This window comes from Microvirga arvi, from assembly GCF_016892765.1.
GTDB classification, from domain to species: Bacteria; Pseudomonadota; Alphaproteobacteria; order Rhizobiales; family Beijerinckiaceae; genus Microvirga; species Microvirga arvi.
In genome coordinates, this window is sequence record NZ_JAFEMD010000010.1 from 117,136 (window position 1) to 132,533 (window position 15,398).

15 protein-coding genes are annotated in these 15,398 nt (G+C 62.9%); 8 read left to right on the top strand and 7 right to left on the bottom strand.

Annotated features, from left to right (window positions below; translation table 11 throughout):
- Nucleotides 1-120: 120 nt before the first annotated feature.
- From fabF to fabD, 4 genes are all read right to left on the bottom strand, one after another.
- The gene (fabF, locus tag ILT44_RS08650) at nucleotides 121-1,383 is read right to left on the bottom strand and encodes a beta-ketoacyl-ACP synthase II (protein WP_204239179.1); all 1,263 of its coding nucleotides are present in this window, start codon (nucleotides 1,381-1,383) and stop codon (nucleotides 121-123) included.
- Nucleotides 1,384-1,450: 67 nt separating this feature from the next.
- On the bottom strand, nucleotides 1,451-1,687 hold the full coding sequence (locus ILT44_RS08655; RefSeq protein ID WP_009764365.1) for an acyl carrier protein: 237 nt from the start codon (nucleotides 1,685-1,687) through the stop codon (nucleotides 1,451-1,453).
- Between the two features lie 234 nt (nucleotides 1,688-1,921).
- A complete protein-coding gene (gene fabG, locus ILT44_RS08660; RefSeq protein ID WP_204239180.1) occupies nucleotides 1,922-2,659 on the bottom strand; it encodes a 3-oxoacyl-[acyl-carrier-protein] reductase in 738 nt (245 codons plus the stop codon).
- A gap of 12 nt (nucleotides 2,660-2,671) precedes the next feature.
- Nucleotides 2,672-3,619, bottom strand: coding sequence for an ACP S-malonyltransferase (fabD, locus tag ILT44_RS08665; protein WP_204239181.1), 948 nt, complete (start codon nucleotides 3,617-3,619; stop codon nucleotides 2,672-2,674).
- Nucleotides 3,620-4,033: 414 nt separating this feature from the next.
- Between fabD and rpoZ the strand changes: the two genes are divergently transcribed.
- The 6 genes from rpoZ to ILT44_RS08695 all read left to right on the top strand — a co-directional run bounded on the left by rpoZ (nucleotide 4,034) and on the right by ILT44_RS08695 (nucleotide 9,814).
- Complete coding sequence (rpoZ, locus tag ILT44_RS08670) at nucleotides 4,034-4,441, top strand: DNA-directed RNA polymerase subunit omega (RefSeq protein WP_190847473.1); 408 nt, start codon at nucleotides 4,034-4,036, stop codon at nucleotides 4,439-4,441.
- A 188-nt stretch (nucleotides 4,442-4,629) separates the two neighbouring features.
- Complete coding sequence (locus ILT44_RS08675) at nucleotides 4,630-6,801, top strand: RelA/SpoT family protein (protein ID WP_204239182.1); 2,172 nt, start codon at nucleotides 4,630-4,632, stop codon at nucleotides 6,799-6,801.
- Nucleotides 6,802-6,806: 5 nt separating this feature from the next.
- Nucleotides 6,807-7,508, top strand: a complete 702-nt coding sequence (locus tag ILT44_RS08680) for a gamma-glutamyl-gamma-aminobutyrate hydrolase family protein (protein ID WP_204239183.1) — start codon at nucleotides 6,807-6,809, stop codon at nucleotides 7,506-7,508.
- 22 nt (nucleotides 7,509-7,530) lie between these two features.
- Nucleotides 7,531-8,253, top strand: coding sequence for an HAD family hydrolase (locus ILT44_RS08685; RefSeq protein WP_204239184.1), 723 nt, complete (start codon nucleotides 7,531-7,533; stop codon nucleotides 8,251-8,253).
- An 84-nt stretch (nucleotides 8,254-8,337) separates the two neighbouring features.
- Nucleotides 8,338-8,925, top strand: coding sequence for an orotate phosphoribosyltransferase (gene pyrE, locus ILT44_RS08690; protein WP_204239185.1), 588 nt, complete (start codon nucleotides 8,338-8,340; stop codon nucleotides 8,923-8,925).
- A 238-nt stretch (nucleotides 8,926-9,163) separates the two neighbouring features.
- Complete coding sequence (locus tag ILT44_RS08695; RefSeq protein WP_204239186.1) at nucleotides 9,164-9,814, top strand: LabA-like NYN domain-containing protein; 651 nt, start codon at nucleotides 9,164-9,166, stop codon at nucleotides 9,812-9,814.
- A 62-nt stretch (nucleotides 9,815-9,876) separates the two neighbouring features.
- Here ILT44_RS08695 and ILT44_RS08700 read toward each other — a convergent pair whose 3' ends face one another.
- Genes ILT44_RS08700 through dapA form a run of 3 tightly spaced genes read right to left on the bottom strand, consistent with a single transcriptional unit; the run spans nucleotide 9,877 to nucleotide 11,826 of the window.
- A complete protein-coding gene (locus ILT44_RS08700; protein WP_204239187.1) occupies nucleotides 9,877-10,407 on the bottom strand; it encodes a glycine cleavage system transcriptional repressor in 531 nt (176 codons plus the stop codon).
- Between the two features lie 49 nt (nucleotides 10,408-10,456).
- Nucleotides 10,457-10,930, bottom strand: a complete 474-nt coding sequence (gene smpB / locus ILT44_RS08705; RefSeq protein ID WP_204239188.1) for an SsrA-binding protein SmpB — start codon at nucleotides 10,928-10,930, stop codon at nucleotides 10,457-10,459.
- 11 nt (nucleotides 10,931-10,941) lie between these two features.
- The gene (dapA, locus tag ILT44_RS08710) at nucleotides 10,942-11,826 is read right to left on the bottom strand and encodes a 4-hydroxy-tetrahydrodipicolinate synthase (RefSeq protein WP_204239189.1); all 885 of its coding nucleotides are present in this window, start codon (nucleotides 11,824-11,826) and stop codon (nucleotides 10,942-10,944) included.
- Between the two features lie 189 nt (nucleotides 11,827-12,015).
- On the opposite strand from dapA, the gene ILT44_RS08715 reads away from it, so the two are divergent.
- Together ILT44_RS08715 and ILT44_RS08720 are read left to right on the top strand one after the other, a co-directional pair.
- A complete protein-coding gene (locus tag ILT44_RS08715; RefSeq protein WP_204239190.1) occupies nucleotides 12,016-14,058 on the top strand; it encodes a lytic transglycosylase domain-containing protein in 2,043 nt (680 codons plus the stop codon).
- A 150-nt stretch (nucleotides 14,059-14,208) separates the two neighbouring features.
- Nucleotides 14,209-15,090: an alpha/beta fold hydrolase gene (locus tag ILT44_RS08720; RefSeq protein WP_204239191.1), complete on the top strand. Its 882-nt coding sequence runs from the start codon at nucleotides 14,209-14,211 to the stop codon at nucleotides 15,088-15,090.
- Nucleotides 15,091-15,398 lie beyond the last annotated feature (308 nt).

Consider the following 15,398-nt stretch of genomic DNA (forward strand, 5'->3'; position numbering starts at 1 on the left):
CCGCCTTTCTCGCATCGGACTCAAAAGTGGAGTCCACTTTTGGGATTGATCTGATGCTCAATCTCCTTAGTGGCGCATCGTTGAAGCGGAAAACCGGGCCCCACCTTTCCGTACGATGCGCTATGATACGCGACGAAGAATGAGCGAAGCGTTAGTTCCGCCGAATCCGAAGGAATTCGACAAGGCTACGTCGACGTCCTTGCGTTTGGCCTGCTTCGGCACGAGATCGATAGCCGTCTCCACCGACGGATTGTCGAGGTTGATGGTCGGCGGAATGATGCCGTCGCGGATGGCCAGGATCGAGAAGATCGCCTCGACGGCGCCGGCGGCGCCGAGAAGGTGGCCGATGGCCGACTTGGTGGAGGACATGGACAGCTTGCCGGCGGCATTACCCATGATCCGCTCGACAGCCTTCAGCTCCAGTTCGTCGCCGAGAGGCGTCGAGGTGCCGTGAGCATTGACGTAGTCGATCTCGGAGACCGGAATGCCGGCACGCTTCAGGGCTGCGGCCATGCAGCGATAGGCGCCGTCGCCATCCTCGGACGGCGAGGTGATGTGGTAGGCGTCGCCCGAAAGGCCATAGCCGATGACCTCGGCATAGATCTTGGCGCCGCGGGCCTTGGCGTGCTCGTATTCCTCGAGAACCACGATTCCGGCACCCTCGCCCATGACGAAGCCGTCGCGGTCCTTGTCATAGGGGCGCGAGGCGCGGGTCGGGTCGTCGTTGTAATTGGTCGACAGGGCCCGGCAGGCGGCGAAGCCAGCGATCGAGAGCCGGTTGATGGGCGATTCCGCACCGCCGGCCACCATGACGTCCGCATCGCCCAGCGCGATGAGGCGCGCGGCGTCGCCGATGGCATGGGAGCCGGTGGAGCAGGCCGTCACCACCGCATGGTTGGGACCCTTCAGGCCGTGCTCGATGGACACGTAGCCGCCGGCCAGATTGATGAGGCGGCCGGGGATGAAGAAGGGCGAGATCCGGCGCGGACCACGCTCGATGAGAGTGGCGGAAGCCTCGTAGATGCCGCCGATGCCGCCGATGCCGGAGCCGATCAGCACGCCGGTGGCGCACTGGTCCTCATAGGATGTGGGCTCCCAGCCGGAATCGCGCAGCGCCATCGTGGAAGCCGCCATGGCATAGACGATGAAGGGGTCGACCTTGCGCTGCTCCTTCGGCTCCATCCACTCATCGGCATTGAAGGTGCCGCTGGAGCCGTCGCCGCGCGGGATCTGGCAGGCAATCTGGCAGGCCAGGTCGTCGACCTGGAAATCCGTGATCTTGCCGGCGCCGCTCTGCCCCTCGACGAGGCGCGACCATGTGGCATCGACCCCGCTGCCCAGCGGAGTGACCATGCCAAGACCTGTGACAACTACCCGGCGCATGAATTCCTGCCCTATCGATTGATAAAATTCGGGCGTCGGATGAGTCACCCGACGCCCGGCCAGCTCTTTAGGCTGCGTTCTTCTCGAGGAAGCGGATGGCGTCACCGACCGTAACAATGGTCTCAGCCGCGTCGTCCGGGATCTCGACGTTGAACTCTTCCTCGAACGCCATCACCAGCTCGACCGTATCCAGGCTGTCGGCGCCCAGGTCGTCGATGAAGTTGGCATTGTCGGTCACCTTGTCGGCTTCGACGCCGAGGTGCTCGACAACAATCTTCTTCACGCGATCAGCGACGTCACTCATCGTTTTTTCCTCAGTGGCTGCCGCCTCAGGATTGGGCGGATTAAAGAAATCAAATTAGATCAGCTGTTCAGCTGACAACGCTGAAACGGCTACCCTGCGCCGTGCAAAGCCGCATTTTTTAGCGCCGGTCAACCCCTTTGACCTGATCGAAACCATGCTTAACACAAGCTTATCCCGTCTGGCGAGGGGTGAACGGCACCTGCAAACAGATTCCGGAAACGGCCATAAGTTCCTTTAGAACATGGCCATTCCGCCATTCACGTGCAGGGTCTGGCCCGTGACGTAGGCGGCCTCGGCGGACGCAAGATAGACGACGGAAGAGGCGATTTCGTCGCCCTGACCCAGACGTCCCATGGGGATCGTGCCCAGGATGCCCTCACGCTGCTTGTCGTTGAGGACGTCGGTCATGGGCGACTCGATGAAGCCCGGAGCGACGCAGTTCACCGTGATGTTGCGGCTCGCCACCTCGGCGGCGAGCGCCTTGGTCATGCCGATGAGCCCGGCCTTTGAGGCGGCGTAGTTGCCCTGCCCGGGATTGCCGGTGGAGCCCACCACGGAACCGATATTGACGATCCGGCCGTAGCGGCGACGCATCATCCCCTTCACCGCCGCCCGCGACAGGCGGAAGGAGGCGGTGAGATTCACGGCGATCACCGTATCCCACTCCTCGTCCTTCATGCGCATGAACAGGTTGTCCTTGGTCACGCCGGCATTGTTGACCAGGATGTCGAGCCCCTCCATGGCCGCCTCGGCCGCCGGGACGAGAGCCTCGACCGAATCCTTGTCAGAGAGGTTGGCCTCGACCACATGGACCCGCTCGCCCAGCGACGAGGCGAGCTCGTCGAGGGCAGCGCGGCGGGTTCCGGAGAGGGTCACGGTCGCGCCCTGGGCGTGGAGGGCGCGGGCGATGGCGCCGCCGATGCCGCCCGTGGCGCCGGTGACGAGAGCCTTGCGGCCGGTGAGATCGAACATGCAGGGCTCCTCTTATCCGTTCAGGGACGCCTTGAAGGCGGCAATATCCTCAGGCCCACCGATGGCAGCGGCCGAAGCCCCTGCCGCGATGCGTTTCACAAGGCCGGTCAGCACCTTGCCCGAGCCGACCTCATAGAATGAATCAACGCCCTGAGCCGCCATGTAAGCCACGCTCTCGCGCCAGCGCACGGTGCCGGTGACCTGGCGGACAAGGGCATCACGGATCGCGGCCGGATCGGTGATGGGGGCTGCCTCCACATTCGCCACGACCGGAACGACCGGGGCGCTCACCTTCACGCTGTCCAGAGCTTCTCGCATGGCGTCAGCCGCCGGCTGCATGAGGGCGCAATGGAAGGGGGCGGACACAGCCAGCATGACGGCGCGCTTGGCGCCCTTGGTCTGAGCCAAGGCCACCGCCCGCTCGACCGCGGCCTTGTGACCGGACACCACGACCTGGGCCCCGCCGTTGTCGTTGGCTGCATCGCAGACCTCGCCCTGAGCTGCCTCGCGGGCGACTTCGAGGGCCGCGTCATATTCGAGGCCCAGAAGCGCCGCCATGGCGCCCTGCCCCAAGGGAACGGCATTCTGCATGGCGTTCCCGCGGATCCTCAGAAGCCGGGCCGTATCGGAGATGGATAGGCTGCCGGCAGCGGCAAGCGCCGAATACTCGCCGAGCGAGTGGCCAGCCACGTAGGCAGCATGCTTCTTGAGATCAAGACCGGCCTCGGCCTCCAGGACGCGGATCGCCGCCAGGCTGACCGCCATCAGGGCTGGCTGGGTATTGGCCGTGAGGGTCAGGTCCTCCGCCGGCCCCTCCCACATGAGGGTGGAGAGCTTCTGGGAGAGAGCCTCATCCACCTCGTCGAAAACGGCCTTAGCCTGCGGAAAGGCATCGGCAAGGGCCTTGCCCATCCCGACCGTCTGGCTTCCCTGGCCGGGGAAAATGAATGCGCGCGTCATCAGGAATGGAACCCTCAGTTCAACGAATCCGCGCGGGACTCGCACCCGGAAGGCAAGGAGTCAAGGCGGAGAGCGTTCCGCTTCGCACTTGACCTGTGATCAGATAAGGCGCCGCCACCCCCGCAGCATCTGCCGGTTGACCGGAGGCCTCTGCAGGCTCAGCTGGCTCAGGACATCGTCAGGACATGACCGAGACTTCTCAGAACGGAACTCAAGGTTCTCAAGATCAATCCTCTCAGGCTTAACCTTAGGAAACACTACCCAGCCCGGATTACCTCCGCCGTGCGCCCTCACACGTGACCGCCGGCTTGGGGCCAAGCTCCTGCCACAGGACGCATCCTCTTGTTTTCTTGAGACAACCGGTGTATCCGGTCCCCCTTCCGATATTCCTTGAACCTGAAGAAGGAGCCCCGCATGGCTCGCGTGACCGTCGAAGACTGCATCGACAAGGTCGACAACCGGTTTGAGCTCGTGCTGCTGGCCAGCCACCGGGCCCGCCTCATTTCGTCGGGCTCGCCCCTCACCATCGACCGCGACCGCGACAAGAACCCGGTCGTGGCGCTTCGTGAGATCGCGGACGAGACCATCGCTCCGGACGACCTGAAGGAGCAGCTCATCCACTCCATGCAGAAGTATGTCGAGGTGGATGAGCCGGAGGCCGAAGCCGTTCCGATGCTCAGCAACACCGCCGCTGCTCCCTCCACGGGCAGCGACAACGACGCAGACGTGCAGTTCGACCGCATGAGCGAGGACGACCTGCTCCGGGGCCTCGAGGGCCTCGTGCCCCCGAGCAGCAGCGCGGACGACGACGACCGCGAATAAGCGGCCAATAACCCTTTTTCAAAAGCCCGGCTCTCGGCCGGGCTTTTTTGTTGGCCGCGGCTTAACCACGACCTGCATGCCTGCCCTGCGGCAAGCTATTCAGCTTGCGATCGGAAGACGTTGTACAATATCTTCAATACCTTCGTGACTTCAGCAAAATAGATCGGGCCAAAGGAGATTCCGGCCGCATGATGCGCCAGTACGAACTCGTCGAGCGGGTCAAGCGCTACAACCCCTCCACCGACGAGGCGCTTCTCAACCGTGCTTACGTGTATGCCATGATGGCCCATGGCACCCAGAAGCGCGCATCCGGCGACCTGTTCTTCGGCCACCCTCTCGAGGTGGCCGCCATCCTGACCGACCTCAAGCTCGACGACGCCACCATCGCGGCGGCTGTCCTTCACGATACGGTAGAGGACACCCAGGCGACGCTCGAGGAGATCAACAGGACGTTCGGTCCGCAGATCGGTGCCCTCGTCGACGGCCTGACGAAGATCAAGCGGCTCGACCTCGTCTCCAAGCGGGCGGCTCAAGGGGAAAACTTCCGCAAGCTGCTTCTGGCGGTTGCCGACGACGTGCGCGTCCTCCTGGTCAAGCTCGCCGACCGCCTGCACAACATGCGCACGCTCCAGTTCATGCCGCCGGAGAAGCGCAAGCGCATCGCCGAGGAGACCCTCGACATCTATGCGCCGCTGGCCGGCCGCATGGGTATCCAGGAGATGCGCGAGGAGCTGGAGGAGCTGTCCTTCCAGAACCTCGATCCGGAGGCCTATGAGGCCATCAAGCGCCATCTGCACGAGCTCTCCACCAAGAGCGAGAAGCTCGTCGACGAGATCGAACGCACGCTGACCACCAAGCTGCGCGCGCAGGGGATCGAAGCCGAGGTCACGGGCCGCCAGAAGCGGCCCTATTCCATCTGGCGCAAGATGGAGCGGAAATCCGTCTCCTTCGAGCAATTGTCCGACATTTTCGCCTTCCGGATCATCGTCAACACCATCGACGAATGCTACCGGGCGCTCGGCATCGTCCATACCAGCTGGCCCATGGTGCCGGGGCGGTACAAGGACTACATCTCGACCCCGAAGCAGAACGACTACCGCTCGATCCACACCACGGTGATCGGCCCCGGCAGCCAGCGCGTGGAACTCCAGATCCGCACCGGGGACATGGACGAGGTGGCGGAATTCGGCATTGCGGCGCATGCCCTCTACAAGGAGGGCGTCAACGACAATTCCCGCCTCGCCAAGGAAAGCCGGGCCTATCAGTGGCTGCGGCGCACCATCGACCTCCTGGCCGAGGGCGACAATCCGGAGGAGTTCCTCGAGCACACGAAGCTCGAACTCTTCCACGACCAGGTCTTCTGCTTCACGCCCAAGGGCCGCCTGATTGCCCTGCCCCGCGGCGCGACGCCGATCGACTTCGCCTATGCGGTGCACACCGACGTCGGCAACACGGCGGTCGGCTGCAAGATCAACGGCCGCATGGCGCCGCTTCTCACCGAGCTGCAGAACGGTGACGAGGTCGAGATCGTGCGCGCCGAGGGCCAGACGCCGCCGGCGGCCTGGGAGTCCCTCGTGGTCACCGGCAAGGCGCGCGCCTCGATCCGCCGCGCCACACGGGCGGCCGTGCGCCGCCAATATACCGGCCTCGGCCACCAGATCCTGGAGCGTGCTTTCGAGCGTGCCGGCCGGCCCTTCTCCGACGAGAAGCTCAAGGGCGCCCTTCCCCGGCTGGCTCGAGCCTCCGCCGAGGATGTTCTGGCGGCGGTCGGCCGTGGCGAGATGTTCTCAGGCGACGTGGTGCGGGCCGTCTATCCCGACTATCTCGAGGAGAGGCGCTCCGGCAGCGACGGCAAGGGCGGTGGGCAACCCGACGGCGCGACCAAGAAAAGCGCGGGCGAGCATTCGAGCGGCATCCCGATCCGCGGCCTCAACACGGACATGCCGATCCACTTCGCCCCCGAAGGCGGGGCCGTGCCGGGCGACCGCATCGTCGGCATTCTGACCCCCGGCGAGGGTGTGACGATCTACCCGATCCAGTCATCGTCGCTCGCAGCCTTCGACAATGAGCCCGACCGCTGGATCGACGTGCGGTGGGACCTGGAATCCGACTCCACCCAGCGATTCCCGGCGCGCATCAAGCTGCAGTCGATCAACGAGCCCGGATCGCTGGCCCAGATCACCCAGGTGATCGCCGATCACGACGGCAACATCGACAACGTCTCCATGAAGCGGCGCACGCAGGACTTCACCGATATGACCATCGACCTGACGGTCTGGGATTTGAAGCATCTCAATGCCATCATCGCCGAGCTGCGCGCCAAGCGCGTGGTGAGTCGCGTCGACCGCGTAACCGGATAGAACCCATGTCAGCTAAACCTCGCATCGCCGTCATCATGGACGAGAACACCAGTGGCGACGGCACGCGCTACGAGACGACGAAGGCTTATTTCGTCGCCGTCCAGCGCGCCGGAGGACTTCCCTTCGGCATTCCGTATGTCGATGAGATGATCGATCTGGTGACCGAGGAGTTCGACGGCTTCGTGAGCGTCGGCGGGCGCATCCGCTTTCCTCGCGACTGGTACGCCCCCGGCGATGAATCACGCTATCCATCCTCGGAGCGGCTCGAGGTCGAGCAGGCGCTCATGCGCGGGTTCCTCGATCGCGACAAGCCGGTGCTCGGCATCTGCAACGGCATGCAGATGCTCGCCTGCCTCCATGGCAGCCGCATGGTGCACGAGGTGCGCAAAACCGGCTCGCATATTCTCATCCATGACGATCGGACCGCCATGCACTCCGTCGAGATCGTGCCGGGTACGGTGCTTTCGCGCATCCTGGGCACAGCAAGACTCGAGGTGAACAGCCGTCATCAGGAAGCCGTCGTTGCCGTGTCCGATCAAGCCGTCGTGGCCGCCAGGGCGGATGATGGTGTGATCGAGGCCGTCGAGATTCCTGCCAAGCGTTTCGCCATCGGCGTCCAGTGGCATCCGGAGGCCTTCGCGACCCAGGACAATCCCGGCAACAGATTGTTCAGCGCGTTCGTGCAGGCAGCGCAACGGCGCCCCTGAAGAGGCACCCCAGGAATCCCCGATGACCGTCACCGTTCTTGGTCTCGATGCCGACGACACGCTCTGGCACAACGAAACCTTCTACCAGCTGACGCGCCAGCGCTTCAACGAACTGCTCTCGGACTTCGTCGATGCGGAAAGGCTCGAAGGGGAGATAACGGCGACGGAAAAGCGCAATCTCGGCCTCTACGGCTATGGCGCGAAGGGCTTCACGCTCTCGATGCTTGAGACTGCCCTTCTGGTGAGCAACGGTAGTGTCTCAAGCCACGCCGTCAGCGAGATCCTCGCCGTGGGCCGTGAGCTGATGAACCATCCCGTGGAGCCACTGCCCGGTGTTCATGAGGCGCTCGAAGCGCTCTCGGCGGCATACAGGCTCGTGCTGATCACCAAGGGCGACCTGTTCCATCAGGAATCGAAGCTCGCCGCCTCCGGCCTCGGCCGTTTCTTCTCGGGCGTCGAGATCGTCAGTGAGAAGAAGGCAGAGACCTATGCCCGCATCTTCTCGCGCCATGGCACGGGACCTGAGCACGCTGCGATGGCCGGCAATTCCGTGCGCTCTGATGTGCTGCCTGCCCTCGAAGCCGGCAGCTATGCGGCGCTCATTCCATTTCACTTGGTCTGGGCGCATGAGGATGCGCCACTCCCCACCGACCATCCACGCTTCGCCGAGTTGCCGTCGCTCGCGGATTTGCCGCGATGGTTGTCCGGGGTATCAAATGAGGGTGGCCTCTTCGGCCGCTCATGAGATCCCGGTGAGAGGGCCTTCTTCTCGCTTTCCCTTGCCTCTCGTTCGACAGACTGCCAAAAGCCCTTGAGCAGGAGACGCCCCATGACCCCGAACGATGTTCTCGATGAATTCCGCTCCGCAGGCGCGCTTCTGGAGGGGCACTTCGTCCTTTCGTCGGGTCTGCACAGCCCGGTCTTTCTGCAGAAGATGTTCGTGTTCCAGGATCCGGCACGGACCGAGCGAGTCTGCAAGGCGCTGGCGGAGAAGATCAAGGGGACATTCGGGTCTGTCGACTATGTGGTCTCCCCGGCTGTCGGCGGCATCGTTCCCGGCTACGAGACGGCCCGGCATCTGGGCTGCAAAGCGATCTTCGTCGAGCGGGAGAACGGGGTTTTCGTCCTGCGCCGCGGGTTCACGATTCCGGAGGGCGCTCGCGTGGTCATGGTGGAAGACATCGTGACGACCGGGCTTTCCTCTCGGGAATGCCTGACGGCCTTGCGTGAGCATCCCGGAACGCTCCTTGGAGCGGCCTGCCTCATCGACCGCTCAGGCGGCAAAGCGGACCTCGGCGTGCCCTTGGTTTCCCTCGTGCAGCTCGACATTCCCGCCTATCCTCCCGACCAGCTCCCCCCCGAACTGGCGGCCCTTCCGGCCATCAAACCGGGCAGCCGAAGCCTGAAATCAAAATAGCTGTTTATTTGTCACACAAAGGGTTGACTGCCTTGGTTCTGACAACTTGACTCTTGGAATTTACACGCCATTAAGTATTTTCCATTGTCAGGTTTACTCGTCCGAAGGGTTAATAACAGCCTGTTCTTGGGCACGTCATACTTTTATCGCGCAATTATATTGCCAGCGTAAATAATAGATGTCGCTTGAATAATGAAGGTTGTTATGCTGCTCCGGCAGATACAAATAGAGAATACTTATGTCAGGCCAGCAGCGGATCGCGCTCTTCATTGATGGAGCCAACCTATACGCTACTACCAAAACTCTCGGCTTCGATATCGATTACAAGCGCCTCCTGAAGGAGTTTCAGGGTCGCGGCTCGCTCGTGAGGGCCTTTTACTACACGGCGCTTGTAGAAGATCAGGAATATTCTTCCATCCGCCCCTTGATCGATTGGCTTGATTACAATGGCTATCGGGTGGTGACGAAGCCGACCAAGGAATTTGTCGATTCCGCCGGCCGCCGCAAGGTCAAGGGCAATATGGACATCGAGCTCGCCATCGATGCGCTGGAGCTCTCGCCCTACATCGATCACATGGTCCTGTTTTCCGGCGACGGCGATTTCCGCTCCCTCGTCGAGGCCATGCAGCGCCGGGGCGTGCGGGTTTCGGTCGTGTCGACCGTCACCACGCAGCCGCCGATGGTGGCCGACGAGCTTCGCCGTCAGGCTGACGAGTTCCTCGACTTGTCGCAGTTGGCCTCCCGCATCGGCCGCGATCCCTCGGATCGCCCGCAGCGCCCCATGGGCGAGAGCGGCGAGCGTTCGCGCACCCAGCAGCCGCCGCGCAATGGCGCCCTCGAGAGCCGCTACGGCATCCGCCAGCCGCAGGACGACGATCTCGACGTCTGAGACTGCAGCATTCTGCCGGAGGACCATCGTGGCCGGGCCTGCCCCGGCCATTTCCTTTTGGATTAGAGCGAACTCTCCTCGACCTCGCAGTTCAAGCCGAGCGCACCGGCGGTATTGCTGACGGTGGCCAGGCATAGATCCGTCCGCTCAGCCGGTATCGAGACCGCGAAGCGCGTCACATAGAGCCCGCCTTCCGCGTCGGGAAGCTTGCGCGCTTCGAGGCGCACGATGTTCGCCCCGTATTGCTTGAAGACCTCCGCCAGACGCGCCACGAGACCGAGCTGGTCGCCGCCGCTGATGGCGATGCGGTGCGTGACGCTTCCCGCAGGACCGGGACTCGGATCGAAGGCATAGGGGACGGCTCGGATCTCCGCGCCCTCGAGTTCCGGAAGCTGTTTGAGACCGGCCTCGACCTCGCCTGCCGCCAAACCCGGAGGGAGCTCGCACAGGGCCACGAACTCGGCACCGGATCCGAGAGCCGCAAAGGTCGTGTCCCTCAGGTTCACGCCGATGTTGAACAGGTGCTCGGCGATGGCCGCGACGAGCCCGACCCGATCGGGACCAAGAACCGAAACCAGAGCCACGGACGCCATGACTTCCTCCCAAGCAGGAGATAAGGACATAGCGCACAATGCCGTTGCGTCAGCCCTTCTCGCGCATGAGGCGAGCCTTCTCCCGGTTCCAGGAGCGCTCTTTCTCCGTCTCGCGCTTGTCGTGGAGCTTCTTGCCCCGTCCGAGGCCGAGTTCCACCTTCGCCCGCCCGCGATCGTTGAAATAGATCTTGAGCGGGATCACGGTGAACCCCTCCCGCTGCGTGGCGCCGATCAGCTTGTTGATCTGGTGCTTGTGCAGGAGAAGACGCCGAGGCCGCTTGGTTTCATGATTGAAGCGGTTGGCCTGGAGGTACTCCGGGATATAGGCGTTGAAGAGATAGAACTCCTCACCCGACGGGCCCGCATAGGCCTCGCCGATGGTCGCCTTTCCCTGACGCAGGGATTTGACTTCCGTGCCGGTGAGCGCGATCCCTGCCTCGTAGGTGTCGAGGATCTCGTAGTTGAACCGCGCCTTTCGGTTATCGGCGACGGTTCGGTTGGGACTCTTCGGGTCTTTTGCCATGAGCTCTGTTTTTATGCGTTGATCAGGCCCGCATGGACCATGGCCGAGCGAACGGCCTGCTTGGCATTCTCGGAAGCGGGCACCAGCGGCAGGCGCACATCATCCCCCATGAGACCGAGCAGTGATGCCGCGTACTTCACCGGCGTCGGATTGGTCTCGATGAAGAGATTCGTATGCAGGGGCATGAGCCGGTCCTGCACCTTCAGGGCCGAGGCGTAGTCACCGTTGAGGCAGGCATTCTGCATTTCCGCGCAGAGGCGGGGCGCCACGTTCGAGGTCACGGAAATGCAGCCATGGCCGCCATGGGCCATGAAGCCGAGAGCCGTGGCATCCTCGCCGGAGAGCTGGATGAAATCCGGCCCCATCATCTGCCGCTGCAGGCTCACCCGCGCCATGTTGGCTGTGGCGTCCTTCACGCCGGCGATGTTCTTCAACTCGAAGAGCCGCGCCATCGTCTCCACCGACATGTCGATCACGGAGCGGCCGGGAATGTTGTAGATGAAGATCGGGATGCCGATGGCGTCGTTGATCGCCTTGAAATGCTGATAGAGGCCTTCCTGCGTCGGCTTGTTGTAGTAGGGCGTCACGATCAACACTGCATCGGCACCGACCTTTTCCGCATTCTTTGAGAAGGCGACGGCCTCCGCCGTGCTGTTGGAGCCGGCGCCGGCGATGACGGGCACCCTGCCCTTCGCCTCCTCGACGCAGATCTCGACGACCCTGTCATGTTCCTTGTGGCTCAGCGTCGGGCTCTCGCCGGTCGTTCCCACCGGGACGAGGCCGCTCGTGCCCTCCTGAATCTGCCAGTTGATGAAGGCCCGGAACGCCGCCTCATCGACGGCCCCGTCCTTGAAGGGGGTCACCAGAGCCGTGATGGAGCCTTTGAATTGAGTCATGATGTTCCTCGGTAAATTGCGCCGGGGTCCTAAGGGCCACAAGGGTTTAACACATAGGAGGTGCGGCGCATGCGCGCAAACGTTCGTTCGGGGAGTTGTCCTAGCTCGGCTCTTAGTGTTTCCTCAAGAGATACGTCGTCACAATCGAAAGATGGGCGGCAGCAAAGGGGTTAGCGGGTGAGCCTCAATATGCGTCTTTTCATACGTCTTGTGACATCCGTCGCGCTTGTCCAAATCTCCACACTTGCGGTCCAGGCCACGGAAATCCCCCCGGCTCGAACGGACACCTCCCAGGCCACGACCCTGGAGAGCTTCGTGCCTGCCAGTCCGGTGCTGGGAGACCTGGAACACTTAGCCGGGATCTTCAAGGCCTATCGGGACAACGATCTGACCGAGGCTCAGATCCTCAAGACGAAGCTTTCCCATCCAGCCGCCCATGCCCTTTCGGAATGGTTTGCCATCCGCAGCGGCACCCCTGTCGGCTTCGACCGCATCATGGCCTTCCAGAAGGATTATCCGGACTGGCCCGTGACCAGCCAGCTCCGGCGCAGAAGCGAGGATACATTGCTGGCCGAGCGCAGGTCGCCGCCCCAGGTCCGCTACTTCTTCTCCAAGCAGCCTCCTCTAACTGCCGCCGGGCGGATCGCCCTCGCCTTTGCTCTCAAGGCGGATGGTCTCGAGCAGGAGGCGAACGACACGATCCGCCATGCATGGCGCGAGGACACTTTCGGTCCCGATATAGAGCGCCGCATCCTCGATCGCTTTCCCGGCGTGCTGACCCAGGCCGATCATCGCTTCCGTATGGAACGGCTTCTCCTGAAGGAGAACTGGGGCGGAGCGCAGCGGGCGGCCGGTTACGCCGGCAGGGACCACGAGCTCCTCGTGAAAGCCCGCATGGCGGTCTTCCAGGGCAAGAAGAAGGCTCAGAAGGCTTTCGCCGCCGTGCCAGCCTCCCTGCGAGACGACCCTTCTTACCTGTTTTCCCGCGCCCTGCTGCAGCGCCGCAGCAACAACCTGGCTGAGGCTGCCAGCATCATCATGCAGGCGCCGCGCGATCCCGAACTCAGGGTCGACGGCGACGAATGGTGGGCCGAGCAACGCCTGATCACCCGTGAGCTTCTCGACAAAGGCGACGCCAAGACGGCTTATGATGTCGCAAGCCATCATGCCGCCGAATCTCCGGTGCAGCAGATCGAGGCGGAGTTCCATGCGGGCTGGATCGCCCTGCGCTTTCTGAACGAGCCGGCAAAGGCCGTTCAGCATTTCGCCGCCGTCGCCAAGACGGCCTCGACTCCCATCTCCATCTCCCGCATCGCTTATTGGCAGGGCCGCGCGGCGGAAGCCGCCGGTGAGGCGCAGAATGCAAGGCTCTTCTACGAGCGCGCCGCCGACCAGCCGACGACCTATTACGGGCAGCTGGCTCAGGCGAAGCTCGGTCGAACCATTGCCTTGAGGAAGGTTGCCCCTCTGACCGAGGACGAGCGCAAGGCCTTCGATGCGCGTGTCCCCGTCCAAGCCCTGCAATGGCTGCAGCAGATCGGGGAGCAGGACCTGACCCTCAGCCTTTATTCGGATCTCGCCCAGACCCTGAGTGATCCCGGTCAGCTCGATGCCCTGGCCGGCCTTGCCACATCGCAACAGAACCCCCGCGCCGTTCTCGTCATCGGCAAGACCGCTCTGCAGCGGGGCTTCCCCCTCGATCAGCACGCCTATCCGCTGGCTGCCATTCCCGATTTCGTATCGGTCGGCGACGAGGTGGAACCCGCCATGGTCTATGCCATCGCCCGGCAGGAAAGCGCCTTCAACCCGCGCGCCATCTCGAGTGCCGGGGCTCGCGGCCTCATGCAGCTCATGCCGGCCACCGCCATGAGAACGGCCAAGCGCTTCGGCGTCGGGTTCGACTTGAAGCGCCTGATCGAGGATCCCTCTTACAATGCGAAAATCGGCTCGGCCCATCTCGGCGAACTGATGGAAGATTGGAAAGGCTCCCACATCCTTGCCTTCGCGTCCTACAACGCGGGCGGCGGCAACGTGATCAAGTGGGTCAGGTCCTACGGCGACCCTCGCAAGCCGGACGTGGACGAGGTTGATTGGGTCGAGCGCATCCCCTTTTACGAGACCCGCAACTATGTGCAGCGCGTCCTCGAGAACCTCAGGGTCTACCGGCAGCGCCTGAACGAAAGAAACCTACCGGCGGCTCCGGCCACTGCGGATGCGGCAGGGACAAACTAGCGCCTTTTTCAAGAGACGATCCCTGCATAGCGCCGGAACACACATTGAAGACGAGTTGCGCATCATATGGAAAACCGGACGCTGCCTTTGGATCCCATGAATTCCAGATGCACTATGCTGCTCATCTAACCTTTCTGACACTGGATTGAGATGAGCAGTTCCTATCGCGATCTTTTCGTATCCGCAGCCGATGGTCTGCGCCTTTATGCGCGCGATTACGGGCCCGACACGGGCGGCGCCCTGCCGGTCGTATGCCTTTCCGGCCTTGCCCGCTCGTCCGAGGATTTTCACGAGCTGGCCCAAGCCCTGAGCAACGACGAAATCCGCCCTCGCCGGGTTCTGTCTCTGGATTACCGGGGGCGGGGGCGCTCCGAATGGGACAAGGATTGGCGCAACTACGACGTCAAGGTCGAGCTAAACGACACCCTGCAGGTTCTGACGGCGGCCGGTATTGAGAAGGCCGTCTTCGTCGGCACCTCTCGGGGCGGCTTGATCACCATGGCCCTGAGCGCGGTCCGTCCGACGCTCATTGCCGGTGCGGTTCTCAACGATGTTGGCCCTGTTCTTGAGGCCGGGGGCCTCATGCGCATCAAGGGTTATGTCGGCAAGCTGCCGACGCCCCGCAGCTTGCAGGAGGGCGTTCAGATCCTGCGCCAGTTCTCCGGATCTCAGTTTCGCGGATTCACGGACCGGCAATGGGACGCCATGGCGCGGGGCACCTGGCGCGAGGGGGAGAAAGGGCTTTTCCTCAACTACGATCCGAACCTGATGAAAACTCTTGAAGGTCTCGATCTTGAGGCACCGTTGCCGGATCTATGGCCTCTCTTCGAGGGATTGAAGCCCTTTCCAGCTCTCGTCATCCGTGGCAGCCATTCCGACCTGCTCTCAGCCGAGACTATCCAAGCGATGCAGGCACGCCACCCACGTCTCAGTGCCGTGACGGTGCCCGGTCAGGGTCACGCCCCTGCCCTCGACGGCAACCTCATCGAGATAATCCGCGTCTTCATCGTCGAGGCAGAGGCCTCAGTCTAGCGCATCGTGCGGACCTCCGGGTCCGCTCCGAACGATGCTTCAGCTCAGAGAGTGTGCATCGGAATGAATCCCAAAAGCGCAAGTCCACTTTCGGGTCCGATGCTTTAGACAGCCGCAGACCCTCTCGGACCTCACGAGGGCTTGTGCTCTCCCAGCAGGGACGAGGTGCCTTCGGGCTGTGGCTAGGAAGGCGGCAAAAAAGAAAAACCCCGGTGTTGCCACCGGGGTTTCCCTGTCCAATCAGACGAGCTGATTAGAAGTCGCGCTGGATGCGGAGACGGCCCGACCAGATGTCGTCGTCGCCACCG